Source organism: Isoptericola sp. NPDC056134, assembly GCF_042264825.1.
GTDB lineage: Bacteria > Actinomycetota > Actinomycetes > Actinomycetales > Cellulomonadaceae > Isoptericola > Isoptericola nanjingensis.
The window spans coordinates 123,441-147,152 of record NZ_JBHJVM010000010.1 but is presented as its reverse complement, the minus strand read 5'-3'; the positions used below and the strand labels follow the sequence as shown (position 1 = coordinate 147,152).

Below are 23,712 nucleotides of genomic sequence, written 5' to 3'. Positions count from 1 at the left end.
CTCTGGTCGATCTTCCGGCGATCTCTGGGGCGATCAAGGCCGCGCATCGTCGCGCCGGGCACCTGACCCGCACGACGATAGGGACGGATCGGTCGGCCAGCACCTCGAACGGGGATCCTTCTCCTCCGGATGCTCGCGCGCCGCCCCTGAGGCACAGTGCAAGAGGGGGTGCATGACCATGACGCACGAGCTCTCGACACTGCCGACCGTGGCCCGACGACCGGGGAGGCCCGGACCACGGCGCCGGCTCCGGCGCGCCGTGGTCGCGGCCGTCGCCGGCCTGCTGGCGGTGAGCGGCACCGTGGTGGCCGCGACGTCCGCCGAGGCCGCGGTCCCGTCGTCCTTCACGCTGACCGGCTCGGGCTTCGGCCACGGCGTGGGGATGCCGCAGTACGGCGCCTATCAGATGGCGCGGCAGGGATCGGCCAGCTGGAGCATCCTCCAGCACTACTACTCCGGCGGGAAGGTCGCCTGGAAGGACACGACCGGCAACAACATCCTGGTCCAGGTCTACGGCAAGGACCCGCTCGGGCGGTCCGGCTACGGCGACTCGAGGACGACGACCACGGTCACGGTGCGCGGGGGCGACTGGCGCCTCGCCGACGAGGACGGCAAGACCCTGGCCTCCGGCTCCGGCACGGAGACCTTCGCGGTCACGGTCACGGCCGGCGGACGGTCCCGGATCACGGTGAACGACAAGAGGTACTACGACCAGCTGCTGCGCATCACCTGGTCGGGCACCCGGTACTACAAGCCCACCGGGAAGACGGCGGTCGCGACGGTGTCCGGGGCGCACGGCTCGTACAAGCACGGCCGCCTCACGACGACGGCCCACGGCGGCGTCCCGAACATCACGAACGACGTGCTGCTCAACACCGAGTACCTGTACGGCATCGCGGAGATGCCGTCGTCGTGGGGCCTGAACGGGGGGCTGTCCGCCCTGGCCGCGCAGGCGATCACCGCCCGGTCCTACGTCATGACCAAGCCGCTCCTCGCCGCGTGCCGGTGCAACGTCGTCGACGACGTGCGCGACCAGTACTACTCGGGCTGGAAGAAGGAGAGCGAGGGCACGGACGCCAGGTACGGCAAGGTCTGGAAGAAGGGCGTCGACGCCACCACGTCCAGCCGCACCAGGGCCCGGGTGCTGACGTACGGCGGCAACGCGGTGGCCGCGCACTACTACTCGTCCAGCGGCGGGCGGACGGCGAACTCGGAGGACGTCTGGTCGTCGAAGATCGCCTACGAGCGTTCGGTGTCCGACCCGTACAGCAAGGCGGCGCCGGGCAACTCGTACGCGTCGTGGACCCGCACGCTCACCCAGTCGCAGGCCCGCGCCCTCTTCGGCCTGTCGAACGTGCAATCGATCAAGGTCACGGCGAAGTGGTCGAGCGGTCAGGCCCGCACCCTCACGGCGACGTCGTCGACGGGGAAGACGGCGACGGTCACCGGCAAGGCGGACACGATCCGGTCGACGGTAGGCAAGCGCACGACCGCCGGGTCGATGCCCGCGGCGTGGATCACGAAGATCACCGCGGTGTCCTAGGTCAGGGCCCGGGTCACAGCGGGCGGGCGTCGCTCTCCAGCAGCACGGGGACGCCGTCGCGCACCGGGTACGCCAGGGGCCGCTCGGGGTCGGTCGAGCGCAGCTCGGGCTCGCCGTCCGGCCCGACGGCGTCGACGAGCTCCGCGCCCGTCACCGGGCAGCGCAGGATCGAGCGCACCCACGGGTCGATCGAGCTGGTCATGCGTCCTCCGTCCGCACGAGCGACAGGACGTCGTCGCGCACCTTCACCATGATGTCCTCGTCGGCGGCCTCGACGTTGAGCCGCAGCAGCGGCTCCGTGTTCGACGCGCGCAGGTTGAACCACCACTGCGGGTGGCCGTCCCAGTGCGCCACGGTGAGGCCGTCGAGCCTGTCGACGTCCGCCTGCGGGTAGGCGCTCGCGTAGGCGTCGCGCACGCGCTCGGTCGCCGCGGCCGCGTCCGTCACGGTCGAGTTGATCTCCCCCGACGCCACGTACGGCGAGTACATCTCCGCCAGCGCCGACAGGGGGTGCGGCTGCCCGCCGAGCGCGGCCAGCACGTGCAGCGCCGCGAGCATCCCGGTGTCCGCGAAGAAGAAGTCGCGGAAGTAGTAGTGCGCGCTGTGCTCGCCCCCGAACACGGCGTCGTGCTGCGCCATCTGCGCCTTGATGAACGAGTGGCCCACGCGGGTGCGCACCGTCGTCGCGCCCGCGGCCTGCAGCAGGTCGGGCACGGCGCGGGAGGTGATGAGGTTGTGGATCACCGTGGGCGTGCGGCCCGCCTCGAGCTCCTTGGCCACCTCGCGCAGCCCCACCAGCGCCGTCACCGCGGACGGCGAGACCGGGTCGCCGTGCTCGTCGACCACGAAGCAGCGGTCGGCGTCCCCGTCGAACGCGAGGCCGAGGTCGGCGTCGTGCTCGACGACGGCGGCCCGCAGGTCCTCGAGGTTCTTCGGGTCCAGCGGGTTGGCCTCGTGGTTCGGGAAGCTGCCGTCCAGCTCGAAGTACAGCGGGACGACGTCGAGCGGCAGCGCCGGCAGACCGGCGGCGGTGCCCAGCACCGCGGGCACGGTGTACCCGGCCATGCCGTTGCCGGCGTCCACCACGACCTTGAGCGGCCGGATCCCCGACACGTCGACGAGGCCGCGCAGGAACGCCGCGTAGTCGGCCAGGGTGTCGACGTCGGAGACCGTGCCGGGCGTCACCGCGTCGTCGTCGGAGGGGTCGGTCGACGGGTCGTCGAGCAGGCGCTGCGCGAGCTCGCGGACGTCGGCCAGGCCGGTGTCCTGCCCGACGGGCCGGGCTCCCGCACGGCACAGCTTGATGCCGTTGTAGACGGCGGGGTTGTGGGACGCCGTGAACATCGCCCCCGGGGCGTCCAGCGCGCCCGACGCGTGGTAGAGCCCGTCCGTGGAGCACCGGCCGATCCGCACGACGTCGACGCCGGCCGCGGTGACGCCCGCGGTGAACGCGTCGACGAGCTCCGGCCCGGACTCGCGCATGTCGTGGCCGACGACGACCCGGGTCGCGCCCTCCGGTGCCGCCACCACGCGGGCGAAGGCGACGCCGATCGCGCGGGCCACGTCCGGCGAGAGCTGGTCGGGCACGGTGCCGCGCACGTCGTACGCCTTGATGATGTCGGCCAGGTCGATCGTCACGACCCACAGCGTACGTGCCTGCCGCGCCCCGGGGCGGGTGGTTCTGCGGGCGGACTTCCGGCGCGGGCGGCGCCGCGCGGGCGCACGTGTGGAAGGGTGGTCCCGTGCCTGAGCTCTACCCGCTGGAGAACACGGTCCAGCACGCCGACTGGGGCTCGCGCACGCAGATCCAGGGGCTGCTGGGCACCGAGCCCGACGGCACGCCGGCCGCCGAGCTCTGGCTGGGCGCCCATCCCAGCGCGCCGTCGCGGGTGAACGGCGACGGCTCCCTGCTGGAGCTCGTGCGCTCGGCCCCGGATGCGATGCTGGGCCGCCGGGTCGCGGACGACTACGGGCCCCGGCTGCCCTACCTGCTCAAGGTCCTCGCGGCCGAGCGGGCGCTGTCGTTGCAGGTGCACCCGAAGCCGCACGCCGCCCGCGCGGGGTTCAACCGGGAGAACCGCCAGGGCCTGCCCCCGGGCGACCCGGGCCGCTCGTTCCACGACGACCAGCACAAGCCCGAGATGGTCGTCGCGCTGACCGAGTTCGAGGGGCTCGCCGGGTTCCGGGCGCCGCGCGCCGTCCTCGACCTGCTCGACGGGCTCGACGGCGACCTCGTGGACGCCGTCCGCGCCGTCCTGCGGGACGACCGCTCCCCCGGCGGCGTCAAGGCCGCGTTCTCCCGCCTCGTCGCCGCGCGTCGCGACCCGGGCGCGCCCGCCGACGTCGCGACCACCGTCGCGTCCGTCACCGCGCGCCTGGCCGGGGGCTCGCCGTCGTCCCGCGCCGACGCGACCGTGCTGCAGCTCGCCCAGCAGCACCCGGGCGACCCCGCCGCCCTCGCGTCGTTGCTGCTCAACCGCGTGACGCTCGACCCGGGCCAGGGTCTCTTCCTCCCGGCGGGCGAGGTGCACGCGTACCTGTCCGGGCTCGGGGTCGAGATCATGGCGTCGTCGGACAACGTGCTGCGGGCGGGCCTCACCTCGAAGCTGGTCGACGAGGCCGCCCTCGTCGAGTGCGCGTCGTTCGTGCCGCGCCCGCCGCAACCGCCGCGCACGCGCTCCGCGGGCGGGCGGGGCCAGGTGACCACCTACCGCGCCCCGGTGCGGGAGTTCGCGCTCACGGTGGCCGACGTCGACCCGGCCGAGGACGTCGAGCTGCCTGCCGAGGGACCCCGGATCGTGCTGTGCCTCTCCGGCGACCTCAAGCTCGCCGCCGAGGGCTGCCCCGCCCCCGCGACCCTGCACCGGGGCGGCTCCGTGTTCGTGCCGCACGACGCCGGGGAGCTCAGGCTGTCGGGTGCCGGGCACGCGGTGTGCGCCTGGGTCCCCTGACCGGGCCGAAGCGACGACCGCGACGCGTCAGTCGGCCTCGCGCAGCACGCGCAGGTGGCCGCGACGGGCGGTCTCGGTGACCGACGACGGCTCGCCCGCCGGCTCCTGGCGCACTCGCCCCGCCTCGCGGACGGCCTCCGCCAGCGCGGACAGGTCGTCGGGCGACGGGGCCGGCTCCTCGAACGCGGGGGTGAGGCGCACGACCTCCCACCCGCGGGGCGCCGTCAGCCCTTCGGCATGCTGGGCGCACAGGTCGTAGCTGTGCGGCTCGGCGTGCTGCGCGAGCGGACCCAGCACGGCCGTGGAGTCCGCGTACACGTACGTGAGCGTCGCGACGGCGGCATGCGTGCATGCCGTGCGCGAGCACTGCCTCACCGATCTCACGCGGGGAGAATACGCCGCGGCCGGGGGCGCGTGCGTGGGGCTCGCCGGTCGGTGCGGGTCGTGACCGCACCGTGACCCCGTCAGCGACGACGGGACGGGGCGTCGGGACCGACCTCGGGACCGGCTTCGGGACCGGCTCGGGGCCGACGTCGCGATCGGCCGTAGGCTCGACGGGTGCAGCACGCCCCCCGCCCCGAGCACCGCCCCGAACCCGCTCCGGCACCCGGCCCCGCTCCCGACCCCGCCGCCGTCCCCCCGGTCCGTCGCCGCGACCGCCGCGGCCGCGGGGTGCGCGGACCGCTCCTGCCGCCGGGGATGCCGGCGTACCGCACCCGCGCGGAGCAGTTCGACGACCTGGTGCTCGACGTCGTCGAGCTGCTGCAGCGCCGCTGGGGCCCGCAGCTCGCGGGCACGGAGTTCGCCGTCGAGGACGTGCCGCCGTCGGAGCCCGCACCGTGGGAGTCCGACGGCGTCCCGCTGGGCCGCTGCTTCCCTGCCGAGTCCGGCCGGCCGGCGCGCGTCGTGGTGTACCGCCGCCCGGTGGACTTCCGCGCCGCCGACGACGCCGACCGCGCCGACCTGGTGCGCGACGTCGTCGTCGAGCAGGTGGCGCACCTGCTGGCCCGCACGCCCGAGGAGATCGACCCCGGCTACGACTCCTGACCTCGACCTGTCAGCCGGCGTCGACGGTGCGCACCTCGACGGCGCCGGGGGTCGTGACGGCGGCGGTCGGGGCGACGGCGGCCAGCAGGGCCCCGGAGTCGTCCGTGCCGTCGTCGGCGCGCAGCACGGCGGCCCACGTGACCGCCAGGTCGGCGCCGCCCCCGTCGGCGCGGTCGACGCTCACCCCGGCGGGCACGGCGCCCTCCGCGACGACGTCCTCGAGCGCGACGGGCGTCGTCACCCCTGCGGTGAGCTCGACGTCCTCGCTGCCGATCTCGGCGCCCGACGCGTCGTAGACCCGCACCGTGACGCCCGCCGTGCCCTCGGGCTCGGCGTCGGGGCCGCGGTCGGGCGACACGGCGGCGAGCGTGAGGCCCGTCCGCACGCCACCCGGCACGGCCAGCTGGCCCGCGGCTCCGGCGCCGTCCGACGAGCGGACCGGCTGGGCCGCCGACCACGCCACGTCGTACGGGGTGCCGTCCACCACGGAGTCGTCCGGCTGTCGTCCCGGCTGGTCCGTCCGTGCGGCGCCCACGACGGGCACGTCCGCGTCGACGACCATCGTGTACCAGCCGTCGGGCAGCCCTCCGAGGGGCACGTCCGTCACGGCGCCGGCCTCCAGCTCGACCTCGTCGGCGCCGCGCAGCACGACCGGCCCCGACGGCCCGTACACGGTGACCCGCGCCGTCCCGTCCTTCTCGCCGGGCGCCAGGAGCCGCAGCCGTGGGGCGTGCGGGTCGTCCACCGCCTCGCCCCGGCTCCGCACCGCCCCGACCGCGAGCGACTCCCGCGGCGACGCGCCGGCCGTCAGCAGGTCCACCCCGGCGGGCAGCAGGCCGTCGATGGCCTGGGTCTGCAGGCTCGCGTTGACCCGGGCCCCGGCCGCGCGCACGTTGACCGCGAGACGGCCCTGCTCCGGCGCCACGGACTCCAGCCGGGTCGTGACCTGCTCGTGGGGCGCGACGGTGAACGTCCCCTGGCCGCCGAGGGCGACGGGGCCGCCCGGCCCGTACACGTCGAGGGCCACCGTGGCGGGCTGCTCCGACGGGTTCTGCACCGTGAGCGTGGCGGTCGAGCCCACCTCCGTGCTGCCGCCCACCAGCCACTGCGACGTCGACGGCGCGGTGCACGCGCCCGCCCCGAGCCCGCGCAGGTCTCCCTGCGTCGTGACCGACCCCATCGTCCCGGCCGCGCGGAACGGCTCGTCGACCACCGGCGTCGCCCGCAGCACGCGGGTGGCGTCCACGCCACCCTGCCAGGCGGCCGCGGCCTCGCCCGTGGCGAGCTCCTCCGAGTCCTTGCCCCCGAGGGCCGTGGTGCGCGCGCCGTCCTCCGCACTGCCCAGGACGAACGCCCCGAGGCCGCTGGTCGTCGGCACCGGCGTCGCGTCGAACTGCTGGTCGCCGACGTCGGCACCGTCCGGCAGCGCGACCGGCGTCGGGCAGACGAGCGTGGCGTCCGCCGGCTGCACCCCGACGGTGCGCGTCCCCGCGGCCACGGCCTGCTGCTCCGCACCCGTCCACGACTGCGCCCACTGGTCGCCCAGCACGGCCACGGCCGCCAGCGCACCGACGGCCACCACCCCGGTGACCGCCGCCGCCGTGGCGCGCACGCCGCGCGGCACCCGGGTCGTCCGCACGTCTTCGCCCGCCTTCCCGGCGCCCTTCCGGGGCGCCGTCATCGTCCCCGCCGCCGTCCGACGGGCAGCGCCAGCAACGCGTGCACCAGGAGGACCAGCCCCGCGGCGGCGAGCCAGGCGGTCCGGTGCGGCGCCTCGAACCACACCCGCACGCGGCCCGCCTCGGCGCCGACCGCGAACGCCTGCGTCCCCCCGGCGTCCTCGGCCGGGAGCCGCCGCCCGTCGAGCGTCGCGTGCCAGCCGGAGTCCGCCGTCTCCGCGATCCGCAGCGTGCGGTCCTCGCCGCCCTGGGCGAGCCGGCCGCCGGCGCTCGTCCCGTCGGACGGCGCCGTGCGCACCGCGTCCTTCGGCGCGAAGAACGGCGTGGGCGCGGCGTCGCCGCCGTCGCCCTCGAGCACGGTCGCCCAGCCCGGCGCGGGGCCGTCGGTCGTGACGCGCCAGACGAGCGTGCCCTCCTCGGTCACGCGGGCGAGGCCCGGGACGAGGTCGAGCGTGGTGGCGAGCTCCGCGTCGCCGCCGGCGGGGACCTGCACGGCCCCGATGCCGAGCGCCGCGAGCCGGTCGACGACGTCGGTGGAGCGTCCGGTCGCGACCTCCGCCACGACCTGGTCCAGCAGCGCGGTGTCGGTGCGCTCGGCGCCGCCCACCAGGCCGGCGGCGCGGGCGCGCACCACCGTGGAGGAGTCCTCGAGCCGGGTGCCGTCCGCGTGCAGCAGCGCGTAGTCGACCACCGCCGCGCCCGACGCGTCGGCGCCGCCCCCCGGCTGCACCCGGTCGAGCTGCAGTACCCGGGCCGACCGTGGGGGCGCCTGCATCTGGGTGCCGACGGCGGGCACCACGGCGGTCTCGGCCGCACTCAGGTCGCCCACCCGGCCGCCGGTGGAGCCGAGCGCCCACGACGCGAGCTGCGCCGCCGGCAGCGCGAGGGCCACGACGGCGACCGCGACGACTCCCGCGGACGCGGCCCTCCGTGTCCCCCGCGCGTCCCGGGCGACGGGCTCCGCCGTGGGCACCCGTCCCGTCGACGGCAGCGCGCAGATCGCGGCGGCGCCCAGCGAGAGCAGCAGGACCGACAGCCCGACGCCGGGCCAGCCGGTCACGCTCGCGGCCGTGCCGTCGCCCGCCGACCCGCTCGCCACCGCCGTCGCGACGGCGAGCACGGCCGTCGTCAGGCCCGCCGCCCCGGCGAGCCACGCCAGGCGCACCCCGCGCACGGCCCGCGGCCGCACCAGCGCGACGGCCGCCAGCACCAGGACGGCGCCGCCCAGCAGGGCCGGACCCACGACGGCGACCCGCCCGAGCGTGCCGTCGGTCCCGAGCCAGGGCTCGAACCACGCGGTGTCCCCGGGCAGGCCGAGCAGCAGCTCCACCGCCGTCGGCGTGCCGGACGCGACCAGCGGGGCGCCGGGCTCGGCCAGGAGCAGGCGCCACCCGCCGTCCGACCAGGTGCCGAGCACCTCGCCCCAGAACGGCAGCGGCACGACGACGGCCGGCAGCAGCACCAGCAGCAGCGACCGCCACGCGCGGCGCACCAGCAGCGCGCCGACCCCGATCAGCACCACGGCCACGGGGAGCAGCACCGGGGCGGCGCACACCGCGACCGCGAGCAGCAGCCCGGCGGCACCGGCGGCACCCAGGGACCCGCGACGCCGTCCGGGCGCGAGCGCGACGTCCCGCGCCTGCACCCCCACGGTGCGCAGCACGGCGACGAGCAGCCACGGCAACGTCAGGTGCACGACGACCGCCCCGAGCCGGCCCGAGCCCAGCGACGCGAGGAAGCCGGGCGCCGCCGCCCAGGCGAGCGCCGCCACCGCGCGCACCACGACCGACCGCGTCAGCGCGCCGGCCGCGAACCAGCCGCCGAGGGAGGCCAGCGGCAGCGCGAGGAGGACCAGCGCGTTCACCGCCGTCTGCAGCCCGCCGCCCGCGAGCACGGCGAACGCGGTGAGCGGTACGAGCAGCGGGTCGGCGGGCGCACGCACCCCGAGGCCGTCGCGCACCCAGCCCGACGTCGCCGCCTCCCAGACGTCGCCCACGGTGCCGGGCGCCGGCAGCAGCCCGCCGCCCACGACCCGGCCGCCGTCGGCCAGCACGCCCTGCCACGGGCCGAAGAGGGCGACGTCGAGCGCCACCACCGCGACCGCCACGACCGCCAGCACCGTGCGGCGCGTGCGCCCGAGGCGCCGCAGGTCGGCCCGCTCCAGCTCGCTCGGCGCCCACCGGGCGCGCTGCGCCTCCGCGCGGGCCAGGCGCGCGTCGCGGCGTTCGCCGGCCACCTGCCGCCACGTGCCGAGCAGCGGCGTCAGCACGCGGCGCGGAAGGCGGCGGGTGCGCGCCGCGCGGCGTCGGGCACGGTAGAGCGGCACCAGGCGCAGCGTCGTGACCACGGCCGCCACGAGCTCGTCCCGGGCGTGCGCGGGCCGCTTGAGCGCCAGCCGGTACATGGCCGCGAACGGCGCCCACAGGAGGGTGGCGAGCCAGACGAACGGCAGCAGCGGCAGCGGTGTGTCGACGAGGCGCAGGTAGAGCTGGCTGCGGCGGCGGGCGTAGCGGGACGCCTCGAGGTCGGGCGCCAGGGCCCCGCGTCCGCGGAGGCCGAGCAGCGAGGCCTGCGCGTGCTTCACGACGGCGTCGGGCACCACGACCACGCGGTGGCCGGCGAGCCGGGCCCGCCGGCACAGGTCGAGGCCGTCGCCGAACGGGCCGAGCTCCGGGTCGGTGCCGCCCAGCTCGGCCCAGACGTGCGCCCGCACGAGGGCGCCTGCCAGCCCGACGGCGAGCACGTCCTCGCGGGCGTCGTGCTGCCCCTGGTCGATCTCGGTGTCGTCGATGCCGGTCATGCGGCGGCCGAGCGGCGACACGGTGCTGCCGACCTCGATCAGCATGCTCGCGTCGGGCGCGGGCGTGCCGTCGGCGGCCACCGGCCAGCGGCGCTGCTTGCAGCCCGCGACGGCCACGGCGCTCGAGTGCTCGACGGCGCGCAGCAGGCGGGACAGGGCGTCGGGCTCCGGGGCGGAGTCGTCGTGCAGGATCCACAGCCAGCCGGTCTCGGGGACGCCGACGACCTCCTGGGCGCGGTCGACCGCCTCGCCGAGGCTGCGGACCCCGGACGCCGCGACGAAGCGGGCGCCGCCGAGGCGCAGATCGGGATGCGCGGCGGACTCCGACGCGCCGACGTCGACCACCACGACCTCGTCCGCTGCACGCTCCTGGAGCGCGAGCGCGTCGAGGGTGGCGTCGAGGAATCGGGTGCGGCCGCGGGTCACGACCACGGCCGTCACGGTGACGACCAGAGGGACGGCTCCGGTGCCGTCGAGGGTGCGGTCGCCGGCGGGCGCGACGGCGACGGTCGCGCCCGTGGGGGCGACCTCCCCGCCGGGGCGGGCTGGGATCGGGTGCGGAGCAGTCATCCTGCCCGCCATGATGCGACGGGCCCCGATCCGGTCGTGGGATATCCGTCCCGAGCGTGTCGGGCCGGACATCCGGTCGGGCGTCGGGTCAGACGGCGCGGCGCTTCAGCTTGCGCCGCTCCCGCTCGGAGAGCCCGCCCCAGATCCCGAAGCGCTCGTCGTTCGCGAGCGCGTAGTCCAGGCACTCGGCCCGGACCTCGCAGGACGTGCAGACCTTCTTGGCCTCACGCGTGGACCCGCCCTTCTCCGGGAAGAAGGCCTCCGGGTCCGTCTGGGCGCACAGCGCCCGTTCCTGCCACCCCAGGAGCGTCTCGTCGTCGGTCGTAGCGTCGCCGAACAGCGGGAGCACCGGCGCCACGCGCTCGGGCTCACGGCCGACGTCTGACGGGAAGACCCCCCGGTCCCCATCGAGCAAATTCCACATGGCGTGCCCCTCCATGCCGTTCTCTAGGGAAACTGCATACCTGGAATTACACGCGTGTCTTTCGGAGGCGTCAAGTCGAAATGTGCTAGTGATTGCGATCTCCACTGCCCATTCACACGAGTGCCGGCCTGTGCTGGTCCGGGCACTCGTAGGCTGACCTGCGTGAACCCGCTCCCCACCGCCGGCCGCACCCCCACGACGATCTCCCAGATGATGGATCTCGTCCTGTCGGACCCGGGGCGTCCCCGCCTCACGTGGTACGGCGACGGCGGCGAACGCGTCGAGCTCTCGGGCGCCGTCCTCCAGAACTGGGTGAGCAAGACCGTGAACCTGCTCGTGGAGGAGTTCGACGCCGCGCCGGGCACGGTCGTGACGCTCGACCTGCCCCCGCACTGGCGCGGCGTGCTCTGGGCGCTGGCCGCCTGGCGCTGCGGCGCCACCGTGGAGCCCGCCGGCGACACCCCCGCGACGGGAGGCGACGTCGTCGTCACCGCGCGTCCCGACGCCTGGGCCAGCGTGCTCGCCGGGCCCGGTGCCGCCGACCTCGTGGCGGTCGCGCTGCCCGCGCTCGCCCGGTCGTTCGACGGCGACCTTCCGCCCGGCGCCGTCGACGCCGCGGGCGCCGTGATGACCTACGGCGACGTCATCGGGTGGGCCCCCGAGACCGACCCGGCCGCCGTCGCGCTGGACGCCCCCGACGGCACGGTCGCGTTCGCGGACCTGGTGCCGGGCACCGGCGTCCCGGGTGCCCGGGTGCTCGTCGACGGCGCCCGCCCGCTGGGGGGTCTGCTGCGCGAGCTGCTCGCCGTCTGGGCCGCCGACGGCTCCGTGGTCCTCGCCTCCGCCGCCACCGCGGCCGAGCTCGCGGCCGACCCGGCCCGGCTCGACCGCCTGCGCGAGACCGAACGCGTCACCGCCTGACGAGCACCTCGTGCGGGCGCTTCCTCGTGGCTCAGGAGGCGGCGCGGCCCCAGGCGACCAGCCCGGTGCCGGTGCGCGGGAACGCGCGCTGCGCGACGCGGAACGGCCAGGTCGCGGCGGCCACGAGCGAGCCCTGCGCGGCCGTCGACGGCTGGAACAGCCGCCCGCTGCGGGCGGTGCGGTCCGCCGTGCTGCCCTCCTCGCGCAGTCCGGGCCGACGGCGCGCGAGCTGGTTGCGCGCCGCCTCCAGCGCGTACCCGAGCGGGACGCCGTACAGGCGCAGGCCGACGTCGGTCAGGCCGGCGTCGCGCAGCAGGGCCACGAGTGCGGCGGGGTCGTAGCGGCGGAAGTGCCCGACGGCCTCGTCCATCGGGCCGTACCGGCGCTGCCAGGCAGGGGTGGACAGCAGCAGGGTGCCGCCCGGTCGGAGCCGCGCGGCCCACTCGCGGAGCGCCGCGGCGTCCTCCTCGATGTGCTCGATCACCTCGAACGCGCACACGAGGTCGAAGCGCTCGGCGGCGGGCAGGGAGTCGAGCGGTCCCTGCACGACCGTGCCCGGCACCCCCGCCTCGACGAGGCGCTGCTCGGCGGTGCGCGCGCTGTCGGCGTCGAGCTCGACGCCCGTGTACGCCGCGGCGCGGGCGGCGAGCCGGACGCCGACCGCGCCCTGGCCGCAACCCACCTCGAGCACGCGGCCGGCGGCCCCCGGCAGCAACGGTTCGACGACGTCCCACCGCAGGCTGCCGTACAGCGTGAGCGGTGGCAGGGACGCGGCGGGGTTCGGCACGGGCATTCCTTCGTCCTCGACGGCTCGGTCAGCGGCACCAGCGGCTTGCAGCCGGTCATGGTCGGCCGGGGCCAGCCTGCCAGCACGGCGGCCGTGGCGGCACCACGCCCCGCCGCGCGAGCGGCGCCTCCTCGGGGCGCCTACCGCGGACGCGCGAGCGCGCCGAGGCCGGCGAGGGCGAGGTCGGCGAGCGTCACCAGCACGCGGCTGACCAGCACCAGCAGCAGCACCGCGGCGTGCGGCAGCGCTCCGGACAGCACCGCGAGCAGCACGAGCTCGCGCGCGCCGGCGCCGGCGGGCACGACGACGACGAGGAACCCGACCACCCACGCCAGCGCGTAGCCGCCGACGGCGAGCGCGACGCCCTGCGCGTCGGGCGGCATCCCGAGGCCGACGGCGAGCACCCACACCTGCGCCCCCGCGAGCAGCCACCCGGCCACCGACCACAGCGTGGCGGCGCCGAGCCCGCGCCAGCCGAGCGGGCGGTCGAGCGGGGGGCGGCGCGCGACCCGCAGCGCCCACGCGACCAGGCGGTTGAGCACGGGCGGCAGCAGGACGACGGCGACGGCGGGCAGCGCCCACAGCACCGGCCCGGCGGCCCCCAGCGCCCCGGTCGCGACGAAGGGCAGCGCGACCAGGCCGACGACCGCGCCGGACACGACGCCGACGAGCGTCGCGACCGCCGTCGTCGTCACGGACGTGCGGCGCGCGATCCCGTGGTCGACGCCGAGCTCCGCCGCCGCGACGACGTTCCACACCCCGCCCGGCACGTACTTGCCCAGCTGGCTCAGGCCGAACACCCGCAACGCGACCCGCAGCCCGGTCGGGGCGCCGAGGTCGGCGAGGACGACGCGCCACGACACGAAGGTGCACAGTACGAAGGCGACCGACAGCACGAGCGCGACGGCGAGCCGCTGCCAGGAGAGCTCGGCGGCCGCGCGGGCGAGGTCGTCCCCCGCGGCGACGACGGCGTACACCGCGAGCCCGAGCGCGAGGACGAGGAAGCCCCAGCGCACCCACGGCGACCGCAGCACCGCGAGCACCCGGGCGAGCCGCCCGGACGGCGCCCCGGTCTCGCCCGTCGCGCCGCCCGTCGCATCGCCCGTCGCATCGCCCGTCGCATCGCCCGTCGCATCGCCCGTCGCATCGCCCGTCGCATCGCCCGTCATGGCCGGACCCCGCGCGACGCGAGCAGCCGGACCAGCGGGCGGACGACGGCGGCGGGCCGGGCGAGGTCCCGCCCGGCCGCCGCGCGGGCCCTGGCGGCGGCGAGGGCGACCGGGTCGCGCAGGGCGAGCAACCGGTCCGCGAGCGCCGCCGGGTCGGCGGGCGGGACCAGCTCGAGGTGGTCGCCCAGCAGCCGCCGCTGCGGCTCCGTGTCGGAGGTGACGACCACGCAGCCGGCGGCGAGGCCCTGGAACACCTTGTTCGGCACGACGCGCAGCCCCTTGGGGGTGGCGGAGAAGATCCCGAGGCAGACGTCGTGGGCGGCGGCGACGGCCGGCAGGTCGGCGGGCTCCACCCAGTCGCGCCAGGTGATCCCGGGGGTGCCGCGCAGCCGGTCGCGCACGGACGGGAGGTCCTGGCCGGAGCCGACGAGCGTGACCTCCAGGCCACGCCCGCCGCGGGCGGCGTCCTCGGCCGCCCGCGGCAGCGCGGCGGCCAGCGCCTCGGCGAGCACGTCGGTGCCCTGCAGCGGCGTGAAGAGACCGAAGAAGACGACGCGCAGGGGCCGGGCGTCCACGGGCGCGGCAGCGTCGGCAGGGGCGGCGTCGAACCACTCCTGCGGCGCCCCGACGGGCACGACGAGCCCGCGGGCGGCGCGGGATCCGGCGAGCTCGCCGAGCATCCGCAGGTGCTCGGTGGTGTCCAGCAGCACGACGTCGGCGCACGACGTGGCGACGCGGTCCAGGCCGCGCAGCAGCGTGACCCGCGCCCCGCGCGCGCCGCGGTCGGTGGCGGTGTCGCCCGCGAAGACGAGGTGGTCCAGCAGCACCGGGGTGCGGCCGAACAGCAGGCGGGCGAGCACGACGTCGAAGTGGCCGAGATAGCCGACCAGCACCGCGTCCGGGCGCCCGTGCGCGCGGCGGTGCGCCACGACGTCGCCCGTGAGCAGCACCCAGCAGCGCAGCAGCCGCACCAGCAGGCCGGGCAGGCGCCACGGCTGGCGCAGCATCCGCACCCGCTCGGCGGTGCTCAGGCCGAGCGGTCGGTCGAGCTCGCGCACCGTGTACCCGTGGGCGCGCAGCCCGTCGACGAGCACGCCGACGCGCGGGTGCCGGGCGGCGTCGTACGTGCCGAACGCGACGATCACGCGTGCGCGTCCTCGTCGTCCCGCGCCGGGGTCGCGGCGCCGCCGCGGGCGCCGTCGTCGGGCCGCGGGCCGTACTGGAGCTCCTTGACCCGCTCGAGGGTCTCCTCCATCAGGGTGCGGTTGGTGCGCAGCAGGTCGGCGACGACGAGCAGCGCGAGGCACAGCAGCGCGCCGACGAGCATCGCGCCGGCGAAGACGAGCGACTGCACGTGGCCGCCGGCGTCCCCCTGGGCGAGGAAGACGAGGAACCGGACGGCGGGCACGGCCGCCGCGACGAAGAACACCGCGAAGAGCGTGAGGAACACCAGGTGCGGGCGGAACATGATCCACGACCGCACGATCGCCTTCCCCGACCGGGCCATGTGCTGCCAGATGTTGGCGAACAGCCGCGACTCGCGCGTCTTCGCGTTGGTGGTGATCGGCAGGCTCGCGATCCGCAGGCGCTTGTTCCCCGCCTGGACGATCGTCTCCATGGTGTAGCTGAACTGGGTCACGACGTTCAGCCGGAGCAGCGCGCCCCGCGAGTACGCGCGGAAGCCGCTCGCGGCGTCGGGCAGCGACGTCCCGGCGGCCGCGCTGACGACGCGGCTGCCGAACCGCTGCATCCGCTTCTTGAACGGGGAGAAGTGCTCGATCGTCGCCGTCTGGCGGTCCGCGACGACGATGTCCGCCTCGCCCGCGACGATCGGCGCGACCAGGTCGCCGATGCGCTCCGACGGGTACTGGTTGTCGCCGTCCGTGTTGACCACGACGTCGGCCCCGTGGGCGAGGGCGTAGTCGACGCCGTCGCGGAACGACCGCGCCAGCCCTCGCGTGCTGGTGTGCCGCACGACGTGCCGCACGCCGAGCCGGCGGGCGACCTCCGCCGTGCCGTCCGTCGACCCGTCGTCGATCACGAGGACCTCGACGCTGTCGAACCCCTCGACCTCGCGCGGGATCGTGGCGAGCACGAGCGGGAGCGTCCCGGCCTCGTCGAGGCACGGGATCTGGACGAACAGCTTCATCGCGCATCCTTCGGGGCGCCGGGAGCCGCCGGCGGCAGCGTGCCGGGGGCCGGGTCGATCTACGACGCCGCGAGTCTACGGGGCCACAGGAGCCCGACGACCAGGCCCCCGAGCAGCACGGCGCCCGCGACGGCCAGCAGGGCGACGAGCGCGGGCTCGGGCAGCGGGCTCCAGGCCAGCCACCGGTCCACGGCGTCGCCGAAGGTCTCGCCGGGCCCCCGGTAGAACGCGTCGAACGCCCACAGCAGGCCGCCGACGGCGGCGGCGAGCGCGAGCGTCACGACGACCGGCACGCCGCGGGCGAGGCGCCGGTCCGAGCGCCGCGCGAGCTGCCAGGCCGCGATCGCCACCGCCGTCGCGAGCGCGACCACGCCGCCGAAGACGTACCGCCCCTGGATCGCGACCAGGCGGCCGGTCTCGGCGTGGAAGTCCCAGGCGTTGTACGCGACGCCCGCCGCGAGCGCGGCGGGGGTGAGCAGCACGACGACGGCGGTCCGGCGCGCGCCGGGCAGGACGAGCGCCACGAGCGACGCGGCCATGAGCGCCACCGTCCCCCAGACGATCCATGCCCCCGCGAGGTGCACCTCGAGCCACGACAGGTTCCCGAAGAACGACTGCGCGAGCCGGCCCGCGATGATCGACGGCACGTCGGCGTCGGGCACGGTCGCGAGGATGGTCAGCTCGCGGGGCCGGCCGACGGGCTGCACGGCGCCGAGGGTGATCACGTTGCGCACCCACCACCACCCGCCGACGGCGAGCGTCACGCCCCCGGCGACGGCGAGGAGGCCGAGCCGGCCGGGCCAGCGGCGCCCGCGCGCGAGCGCGTACGCCGCGACCACCATGGGCACCGCGAACGCCAGCATGACCTTGGTGAGCAGGCCGAGGCCGAGCACGACGCCGATCGCCACGGCCACGCGCCACCGCAGGTCCCCCGTGACCACCCGTACGGCGAGGTACGTCGCGGCGGCGCACGCCAGGACGACGAGGGCGTCGTTGTTCACGGCCCCCATGACGTGCCCGAGCTGCGGCAGGAGGAGGGGGAACGCCCCGGCGACCAGGCCCGCGGACGGCGACCCCGTGGCCCGGCGTGCCGACTCGGCGGCGAGGGGTACGACGAGCGCGAGCAGCAGCGCGTCCAGGAACCGCAGCGCCAGCGTGACCTGGTCCCAGCGGGCGTCGGTGAGCCCCGTCGCGTGCAGCACGCCCGCACCCAGGGCGTAGTAGAGCGGCGGGTGCTGCGTCATCTGGTCCACCTCGGTGCCCGACGACGCGTCGCCCAGCGCGTTGCCGGCGTCGAGGCGGGTGCGGTCCTCGCGCGGCACGGGCACGACGTCGACGAACTGGCGGGCGTCCTCGCGGTGCTGCCACCTGCCGGGCAGGTCGGCGGGGTACCCGGCCTCGTCGACCGCTTCCGCGATCGCCGGGGAGAAGTAGGCGTCGCCGGGCGGCGGCCAGCCGCCGCCGTACGCGATCCGCAGCACGCTGTTGACGTGGTTCTGCTCGTCGGGCGACCGGAACAGGGGCGTGACTGCGGCCCACACCACCGTCCACGCCGCGACGACCAGCGTGAGCGCGGCGACGGCACGCCGGTAGCGCCGTCCGGCGGGGGGCCGCGCGGTGCGCGTGCGGGGATCAGGGGTGCCGGTCGCCGCGGGAGCCGGGCGCGCGTGCGGCGTCGTGTCCGTCACGACCACCAGTCTCCCCCAGGATCCCGTTCGACGACGGGCTGCGGACCAGCGCCGACGTTCGACCCACACATTTCCTCTACCGTCCCGGTCCTCGGGCACCGCAGCGGCGTGACACCGACCCTCTATGCTCGCTTCCCGTGACCCGCACCACCCCACGCCACGTCGCCTCGCGCCCCGGCACGACCACGGGGCCCTCGCACGCCCGCGCCCTGCGCCGGCACACGGTCGCGCGCACCCTGGGGATGGGGCTGACCGCGGTCCTGGCGTTCGTCGCCGTCGGCGGCGCGACCGCGGCGGTGAAGCTCACCGGCAACATCACCGCCGTCGACTCCGACAAGCTGCTCGGGGCGGACCGGCCCGAGAAGGTCATGCCGGAGGACCCCAACGCGGACATGCCGCTGAACATCGTGCTCATGGGCTCCGACAGCCGCGGCGGCGACAACGCCGACATCGTGGGCGACGGCACCCAGGGCGCCCGCTCCGACACGACGATGATCATGCACATCTCGTCCGACCGGTCCCGCGTGGAGATGCTGTCGATCCCCCGGGACACGACGATCGACATCCCGTCGTGCCCGACCTCCTCCGGCGGGCAGACCTCGCCCGTGTCCCGCTCGAAGTTCAACGGGGCCTTCGCCCAGGGCGTCCTGACGGGCGGCGACGTGGAGTCGGGCGCGCTGTGCGCGCAGAAGACCATCGAGACCATCACCGACGTGCAGATGGACGGCTTCGTCGTCGTCGACTTCGCCGGCTTCGAGAAGATGGTCGACGCGCTCGGCGGCGTCGAGCTGTGCATCCCGAACGACATCGACGCCCCGAAGGCCGATCACCTCGTGCTCTCCGCCGGCATGCAGGAGCTCGACGGCGACACCGCGCTCAAGTACGCCCGGGCGCGCACGGGCGAGGGGCTGGGCGACGGGTCGGACCTCGGCCGCATCGGCCGCCAGCAGGAGCTGCTGGCCGCCGTCGCCCGTCAGGTGATGAGCGCCGGCACGCTCGCCGACCCGACCAAGTCGCTGAAGTTCCTCGGCGCCGTGACCGGTTCCATGACGATGAGCAGCAACTTCGCGTCCATCCAGGGACTCGCCGGGCTCGCGTACAGCGCGCGCAACGTCCGCCCTGACACCATCGCGTTCATGACCGCGCCGTACATGTACGACCCGAACAACGCGGCGAACGTCCTGCTCACCGACGAGGCGGACGAGGTCTGGGACAACCTCAAGCACGACCGCCCGCTGAGCGACGCGATCGAGACCGAGTCCGACGACGCCAAGGACGGCGACAAGGACGGCGCGACGAAGGACGGCGCGACGAAGGACGGCGCGAAGGACGACGGCGGCACGGGCACGCAGGCCGCCGAGGGCACCGACGACGTCGACGCCACCCCGGTGGCGGACGACGACCCGGGTACGACGGGGGACGCCGAGGACGGCTCCGGCAAGGGCGAGAAGGACCCCGAGCCGAAGCGGACCCGCGACGCCGGCGAGGAGGCGTTCACGGGCGCCGACGTGACGTCGGTGTGCGGATGAGCGCGGGGGAACCATGAGCAACGACGACCAGCGCATCCCGCCGAGCTTCACGCCGTCCGGCGGCCGGTCCGACCGGCCCAGCGGCTCCGGCGACGCCATCCCCGTGGGCGGCGGGAACCGCCCGTCCGCACCGCCGACGGGCGGCCGCGTGGGCCGGCGCGACGACGCCGCCCCGGTCGAGCCGCGCGTGCGGCGCCAGTCGTCGCGCGAGATCCCGACGACACCGCCCGAGCGTCGTGGCAGCGCCCAGCAGAAGCCCCGGTCGTACGCGCCGCGCGGCTCCTCGGCGTCGGCCCCGGCCTCCCGTGCGCCCCAGTCGCGCGCTCCGCAGGCCCGGGAGGGCTCGGGCACGCGCGTGATGCCCGCGTCTGCCCAGGGCCAGGCGCGGCGCACTCCCCCGCCCGGCAGCGGCGGGGGCGCCGCGGCGGCGACCGCCGGGGGCGGCGGGTTCCGCGTGCGCAAGGGCCGCGTCGCGGGCCTCGTCCTCGTGCTGCTCCTGGTGCTGCTCCTGGCGTGGCCGATCGGCCTGGTCGTCTGGGCGAACGGCAAGATCCAGCACGTCGACGCCCTGTCCGACGCCAAGGGCACGCCCGGCACCACGTACCTGCTCGCCGGCTCCGACGCGCGCGGCACGGGCAGCGTCGCCGACGACGGCACCGAGGGTGCCCGCACCGACACGATCATGGTGCTGCAGAAGCCGCGGAGCGGGCCGGCCTCCCTCATCTCGATCCCCCGCGACACGTACACGGAGATCCCGGGCCACGACCCGAACAAGATCAACGCGGCGTACTCCTTCGGCGGCGCCCCGCTGCTCGTCGAGACGGTCGAGGGGCTCACGGGCCTGACGATCGACCACTACGTCGAGGTCGGGTTCGGCAGCGTCGAGGAGATCGTCGACGCCGTCGGCGGCGTCGAGCTCTGCTACGACCACGACGTCGACGACCCGAAGAGCGAGCTGACGTGGGAGGCCGGCTGCCACATGGCCGACGGCGAGACCGCGCTCGCGTTCTCGCGCATGCGCTACTCCGACCCGAAGGGCGACATCGGCCGGGCCGAGCGGCAGCAGCAGGTCATCGCCGCCGTCGCCGCGAAGGTCGTCAAGCCCAGCGTGCTGCTCAACCCGGTCAACCAGGTGCAGCTCGTCAACGCCGGCACCGACGCCCTCACCGTGGACGAGAAGACGGGCATCGTCGACCTCGGCCGCCTCGGCCTGGCCTTCAAGGCCGCCACCGGCCCCGAGGGCGTCACCGGCACCCCGCCGATCGCCAACCCGGGGTACGACCCGGGCACCGGCGTCGGCTCGACCGTGCTGCTCGACGAGGACAAGGTCGACCAGTTCTGGGCCGACGTCCGCGACGGCGAGCTGGAGGCCGGCAGCACCGTCGGGGGCATGCCCGGCTGATCCCGCGGTAGTCCCGAGCTCGCCGAGGTAGTCCCCGAGTTCGCCGAGGTCGTTCTCGCGCGCCCTCCCGGAGGCCGCGGCGCGGGGCATACTTTCCTCGCCGCGGTGCACCGTGCCCGGGCTGCCCGGCCGCGCGCCGGGCACGAGCCAGCCCGGAGGCGCCATGTCCGCGACCCCGACCCCTGACACCGCTCCGGCGACGTCCGCCGCGCGGGAGACGTCCCGCGCGCGGTTCCTCGGCGTCGTGGTGCCCCCCGCGCAGCGCCGCGACCTGGGCGAGCTGTCCGACCGCCTCGACCTGTCGTCGGGGGACGTGCGGGCCAAACGGTCCGCGTTCTGGGCGATGCTCGTGCTGTCCGGGATCATCGCGATCTCCGGCGTCGTCACCGACTCCACCGCCACCGTCATCGGGGCGATGATCATCGCGCCGCTGTCCACGCCGATCCTCGGCGTCGGGCTCGGGATCGTCACCGGGCGGGGCGGGCTCGTAGGCCGTTCCGCGCTGTACGTCGTCGGGGGCGTGGTGCTCGTCGTCGCCCTCGGCTGGCTGGTGGCGCTCGTGCTGCCGCAGACGTCGGACGTCGTCACCAACTCGCAGGTCACGGGGCGCACGTCTCCCGGCGTGGGCGACCTCGTCGCGGCGTTCGCCACCGGTTTCGCGGGGGCCATCGCCCTCGCGCGTCGCGACCTCGGCGACGTGCTGCCCGGCATCGCGATCGCCATCTCGCTGGTGCCGCCGCTCGGCGTGGTCGGGGTGTGCCTCGGCGCCGGCGAGCCGGCCCTCGCCGCGGGCGCGCTCCTGCTCTTCGGGTCCAACGTGGTCGCGCTCGTCGTGGCGTCCACGGTCGTGTTCTCCGGCGCCGGCTACGCCGCGGACGCCGCACAGGTGCGGCAGGACGCCGGCGGCCGGCGTCGCCCGCGCCGCGCCGTCCTGGTGGGCGCCGTCGCGGTGCTCGTGGTGGCGGTGCCGATGATCGCCAACACCGCCCAGTCGGTGCTGGCCGAGGTCTGGGCCGGGCAGGTCCGTGCCGCTGCCGAGGCCTGGCTCGCGGACACCCCGGACGCCGACGTCGAGGACGTCTCCTGGCAGGGGACCGACCTGGTGGTCGAGGTCCGCGGGCCGGGCGACGTGCCCGACGTCGCAGAGCTGCAGTCCGCCGTCGACGACCTCGTGCCGTGGGACCCGACCGTCACCGTCGTGCACACGGTGGGCGAGCGCGTGGAGGGCTGAGGACCGCTCCCCGGCCGACCCGCGCCGTCAGGCCGAGAAGCCCGTGCGGCGCGCGCCCTCGCGGGCGGCCCGCAGCGAGTCCCCCTTGGCCCGGGCGACGTCGGCGAGCTCGGCCTGGAACGCGACCATCCGCTCGCGCAGCGCGAGCGACCCGGCGTCGGTCCCTGCGGCGAGGATGCGCGCGGCGAGCAGGCCCGCGTTGCGCGCGCCGCCGATCGAGACGGTCGCGACCGGCACGCCGGCGGGCATCTGGACGATCGACAGCAGCGAGTCCATGCCGTCGAGATACCGCAGCGGCACGGGCACCCCGATCACCGGGAGCGGCGTCACCGAGGCGAGCATGCCCGGCAGGTGCGCGGCGCCGCCGGCGCCCGCGACGATCGCGCGCAGCCCCCGCTCGGACGCCGTGCGGCCGTAGTCGATCATCTCGGTCGGCATGCGGTGCGCCGAGACGACGTCGACCTCGACCTCGACGCCCAGCTCGGCCAGCGCGTCGGCGGCGGCCTCCATGACCGGCCAGTCCGAGTCCGACCCCATGACGATGCCGACGGCGGGCGTGCTCATGCGTGCTCCTTGGTGGTGGGGGTGCTCGGGACGGCGGCGGTGACGGTCTCGCCGCGCAGCAGCGCGGCGGCGTCGAGGGCGCGACGGCGGACCTCGTCGAGGTCGGTGCCGCTGACGTTGACGTGCCCGAGCTTGCGGCCCGGGCGGATGCCCTTGCCGTACAGGTTGACGCGGGCCTCGGGGAACTGTGCGAGCACGTCGGGCAGCGCGTCGGTGAGGGCGTCGAGGCTCGACCCGAGCACGTTGGCCATCACCGTCCAGGGCGCGCGGGCGGCGGTGTCGCCGAGCGGCAGGTCGAGCACCGCGCGCAGGTGCTGCTCGAACTGGCTCGTCACCGCGCCGTCGATGGTCCAGTGGCCGGAGTTGTGGGGGCGCATCGCGAGCTCGTTGACCCACACCGTGGCGGTGCCGTCGGCCTCCCGGGTCTCGAACAGCTCGACGGCGAGCACGCCCGTGACGCCGAGCCCCTCCGCCACCGCGACGGCGATCCGGCGCGCCTCGGCGTCCACGGCCGGGTCGAGGTCGGGCGCGGGCGCGACGACCTCCGCGCAGACGCCGTCGCGCTGGATCGACTCGACGACGGGCCAGGTCCGCACCTCGCCGGACGGACGCCGGGCGACCAGCGCCGCGAGCTCGCGCACGAACGGCACCTTCCGCTCCACCAGCAGGGGCGGGGCACCGTCGGCCGCGGCCTGCAGCCAGTCCGCGACGTCGTCCGGCGACGACACGACGCGCACGCCCTTGCCGTCGTAGCCGCCGCGGGACGTCTTCACCACGGCCTCGTGCCCGGCCTCCTCGGCGAGGAACGCGGCGAGCGCGTCGCGCGCGGCGGCCGGGTCGGTCGGCAGCGCGGCCCAGCGCGGGCACGGCAGGCCCAGCTCGGTGAGGCGACGCCGCATGACGATCTTGTCCTGCGCCTGCACCAGCGCGTCCGGGCCGGGGCGCACGGGCGTGCCGTGGTCGATGAGGTCCTGCAGCAGCGCGTTGGGCACGTGCTCGTGCTCGAACGTGAGCACCGCGGCCGGGGCGCGACCGTCGTCGGGGGTGATGAGCGCACGGATCGCGGCGTCGTCGCTCGCCACGCCGACCGGAGCGTCGGTGACGACCTGCGCGGCCGACGACGCCGGGTCCTCGACCAGCACCCGCAGGCCCACGCCCAGCTCGGCGGCTGCGGGGGCCATCATGCGGGCGAGCTGACCTCCTCCGACGACGGCGACGACAGGGGCGGAGGCAGTGGGTCCGGTCACGGGCATCGAGG

The 23,712-nt window shown here is 76.1% G+C and carries 20 protein-coding genes; 7 read left to right on the top strand and 13 right to left on the bottom strand.

Features of this window, described 5'->3' with window-relative positions:
* Nucleotides 1-172 precede the first annotated feature (172 nt).
* Nucleotides 173-1,543, top strand: a complete 1,371-nt coding sequence (locus tag ACFCZN_RS12075) for a SpoIID/LytB domain-containing protein (RefSeq protein WP_430556946.1) — start codon at nt 173-175, stop codon at nt 1,541-1,543.
* A 13-nt stretch (nt 1,544-1,556) separates the two neighbouring features.
* Here ACFCZN_RS12075 and ACFCZN_RS12070 read toward each other — a convergent pair whose 3' ends face one another.
* Together ACFCZN_RS12070 and ACFCZN_RS12065 are read right to left on the bottom strand one after the other, a co-directional pair.
* On the bottom strand, nt 1,557-1,745 hold the full coding sequence (locus ACFCZN_RS12070) for a Trm112 family protein (protein ID WP_429764604.1): 189 nt from the start codon (nt 1,743-1,745) through the stop codon (nt 1,557-1,559).
* Nucleotides 1,742-3,181, bottom strand: coding sequence for a phosphomannomutase/phosphoglucomutase (locus ACFCZN_RS12065; protein WP_430556945.1), 1,440 nt, complete (start codon nt 3,179-3,181; stop codon nt 1,742-1,744). Before ACFCZN_RS12065 ends, ACFCZN_RS12070 begins: the two co-directional genes overlap by 4 nt.
* Nucleotides 3,182-3,285: 104 nt before the next feature.
* Between ACFCZN_RS12065 and manA the strand changes: the two genes are divergently transcribed.
* On the top strand, nt 3,286-4,494 hold the full coding sequence (manA, locus tag ACFCZN_RS12060; protein WP_429764602.1) for a mannose-6-phosphate isomerase, class I: 1,209 nt from the start codon (nt 3,286-3,288) through the stop codon (nt 4,492-4,494).
* Between the two features lie 27 nt (nt 4,495-4,521).
* On the opposite strand, the gene ACFCZN_RS12055 is transcribed toward manA, so the two are convergent.
* Nucleotides 4,522-4,878, bottom strand: a complete 357-nt coding sequence (locus ACFCZN_RS12055; protein WP_429764601.1) for a DUF3499 domain-containing protein — start codon at nt 4,876-4,878, stop codon at nt 4,522-4,524.
* A 174-nt stretch (nt 4,879-5,052) separates the two neighbouring features.
* On the opposite strand from ACFCZN_RS12055, the gene ACFCZN_RS12050 reads away from it, so the two are divergent.
* Nucleotides 5,053-5,541 carry a metallopeptidase family protein gene (locus ACFCZN_RS12050; protein WP_430556944.1) on the top strand — a complete coding sequence of 163 codons (489 nt, stop codon included), beginning with the start codon at nt 5,053-5,055 and terminating at the stop codon, nt 5,539-5,541.
* Nucleotides 5,542-5,551: 10 nt separating this feature from the next.
* Here the strand turns inward: ACFCZN_RS12050 and ACFCZN_RS12045 are convergent, their stop codons facing one another.
* From ACFCZN_RS12045 to ACFCZN_RS12035, 3 genes are all read right to left on the bottom strand, one after another.
* Entirely contained in the window at nt 5,552-7,222 is a 1,671-nt protein-coding gene (locus ACFCZN_RS12045; protein WP_430556943.1) for a DUF5719 family protein, read from the bottom strand.
* Nucleotides 7,219-10,590 carry a glycosyltransferase gene (locus ACFCZN_RS12040; RefSeq protein WP_430556942.1) on the bottom strand — a complete coding sequence of 1,124 codons (3,372 nt, stop codon included), beginning with the start codon at nt 10,588-10,590 and terminating at the stop codon, nt 7,219-7,221. The genes ACFCZN_RS12045 and ACFCZN_RS12040 overlap by 4 nt, the downstream gene beginning before the upstream one ends.
* An 88-nt stretch (nt 10,591-10,678) precedes the next feature.
* On the bottom strand, nt 10,679-11,014 hold the full coding sequence (locus ACFCZN_RS12035) for a WhiB family transcriptional regulator (RefSeq protein WP_429733639.1): 336 nt from the start codon (nt 11,012-11,014) through the stop codon (nt 10,679-10,681).
* A 162-nt stretch (nt 11,015-11,176) separates the two neighbouring features.
* Here ACFCZN_RS12035 and ACFCZN_RS12030 point away from each other — a divergent pair, with 162 nt between their 5' ends.
* Nucleotides 11,177-11,935 carry a TIGR03089 family protein gene (locus ACFCZN_RS12030; protein WP_430556941.1) on the top strand — a complete coding sequence of 253 codons (759 nt, stop codon included), beginning with the start codon at nt 11,177-11,179 and terminating at the stop codon, nt 11,933-11,935.
* A 31-nt stretch (nt 11,936-11,966) separates the two neighbouring features.
* Here the strand turns inward: ACFCZN_RS12030 and ACFCZN_RS12025 are convergent, their stop codons facing one another.
* The 5 genes from ACFCZN_RS12025 to ACFCZN_RS12005 all read right to left on the bottom strand — a co-directional run bounded on the left by ACFCZN_RS12025 (nt 11,967) and on the right by ACFCZN_RS12005 (nt 17,728).
* On the bottom strand, nt 11,967-12,722 hold the full coding sequence (locus ACFCZN_RS12025) for a class I SAM-dependent methyltransferase (protein ID WP_429764596.1): 756 nt from the start codon (nt 12,720-12,722) through the stop codon (nt 11,967-11,969).
* A 140-nt stretch (nt 12,723-12,862) separates the two neighbouring features.
* Nucleotides 12,863-13,891 carry a lysylphosphatidylglycerol synthase domain-containing protein gene (locus ACFCZN_RS12020; protein WP_430556940.1) on the bottom strand — a complete coding sequence of 343 codons (1,029 nt, stop codon included), beginning with the start codon at nt 13,889-13,891 and terminating at the stop codon, nt 12,863-12,865.
* Complete coding sequence (locus tag ACFCZN_RS12015) at nt 13,888-15,036, bottom strand: glycosyltransferase (protein WP_430556939.1); 1,149 nt, start codon at nt 15,034-15,036, stop codon at nt 13,888-13,890. The genes ACFCZN_RS12020 and ACFCZN_RS12015 overlap by 4 nt, the downstream gene beginning before the upstream one ends.
* The gene (locus ACFCZN_RS12010; RefSeq protein WP_430556938.1) at nt 15,033-16,040 is read right to left on the bottom strand and encodes a glycosyltransferase family 2 protein; all 1,008 of its coding nucleotides are present in this window, start codon (nt 16,038-16,040) and stop codon (nt 15,033-15,035) included. The genes ACFCZN_RS12015 and ACFCZN_RS12010 overlap by 4 nt, the downstream gene beginning before the upstream one ends.
* A 59-nt stretch (nt 16,041-16,099) precedes the next feature.
* On the bottom strand, nt 16,100-17,728 hold the full coding sequence (locus ACFCZN_RS12005; protein ID WP_430556937.1) for a DUF2142 domain-containing protein: 1,629 nt from the start codon (nt 17,726-17,728) through the stop codon (nt 16,100-16,102).
* A 137-nt stretch (nt 17,729-17,865) separates the two neighbouring features.
* Between ACFCZN_RS12005 and ACFCZN_RS12000 the strand changes: the two genes are divergently transcribed.
* The 3 genes from ACFCZN_RS12000 (at nt 17,866) to ACFCZN_RS11990 (ending at nt 21,890) form a co-directional block, all read left to right on the top strand.
* On the top strand, nt 17,866-19,257 hold the full coding sequence (locus ACFCZN_RS12000; protein ID WP_430556936.1) for an LCP family protein: 1,392 nt from the start codon (nt 17,866-17,868) through the stop codon (nt 19,255-19,257).
* Between the two features lie 13 nt (nt 19,258-19,270).
* Nucleotides 19,271-20,659 carry an LCP family protein gene (locus ACFCZN_RS11995; protein WP_429764590.1) on the top strand — a complete coding sequence of 463 codons (1,389 nt, stop codon included), beginning with the start codon at nt 19,271-19,273 and terminating at the stop codon, nt 20,657-20,659.
* Nucleotides 20,660-20,822: 163 nt separating this feature from the next.
* Nucleotides 20,823-21,890: a TIGR00341 family protein gene (locus ACFCZN_RS11990; RefSeq protein WP_429764589.1), complete on the top strand. Its 1,068-nt coding sequence runs from the start codon at nt 20,823-20,825 to the stop codon at nt 21,888-21,890.
* 27 nt (nt 21,891-21,917) lie between these two features.
* Here the strand turns inward: ACFCZN_RS11990 and purE are convergent, their stop codons facing one another.
* Complete coding sequence (gene purE, locus ACFCZN_RS11985) at nt 21,918-22,454, bottom strand: 5-(carboxyamino)imidazole ribonucleotide mutase (protein WP_430556935.1); 537 nt, start codon at nt 22,452-22,454, stop codon at nt 21,918-21,920.
* A complete protein-coding gene (locus tag ACFCZN_RS11980; protein WP_429764587.1) occupies nt 22,451-23,707 on the bottom strand; it encodes a 5-(carboxyamino)imidazole ribonucleotide synthase in 1,257 nt (418 codons plus the stop codon). The genes purE and ACFCZN_RS11980 overlap by 4 nt, the downstream gene beginning before the upstream one ends.
* Between the last annotated feature and the right edge of the window lie 5 nt (nt 23,708-23,712).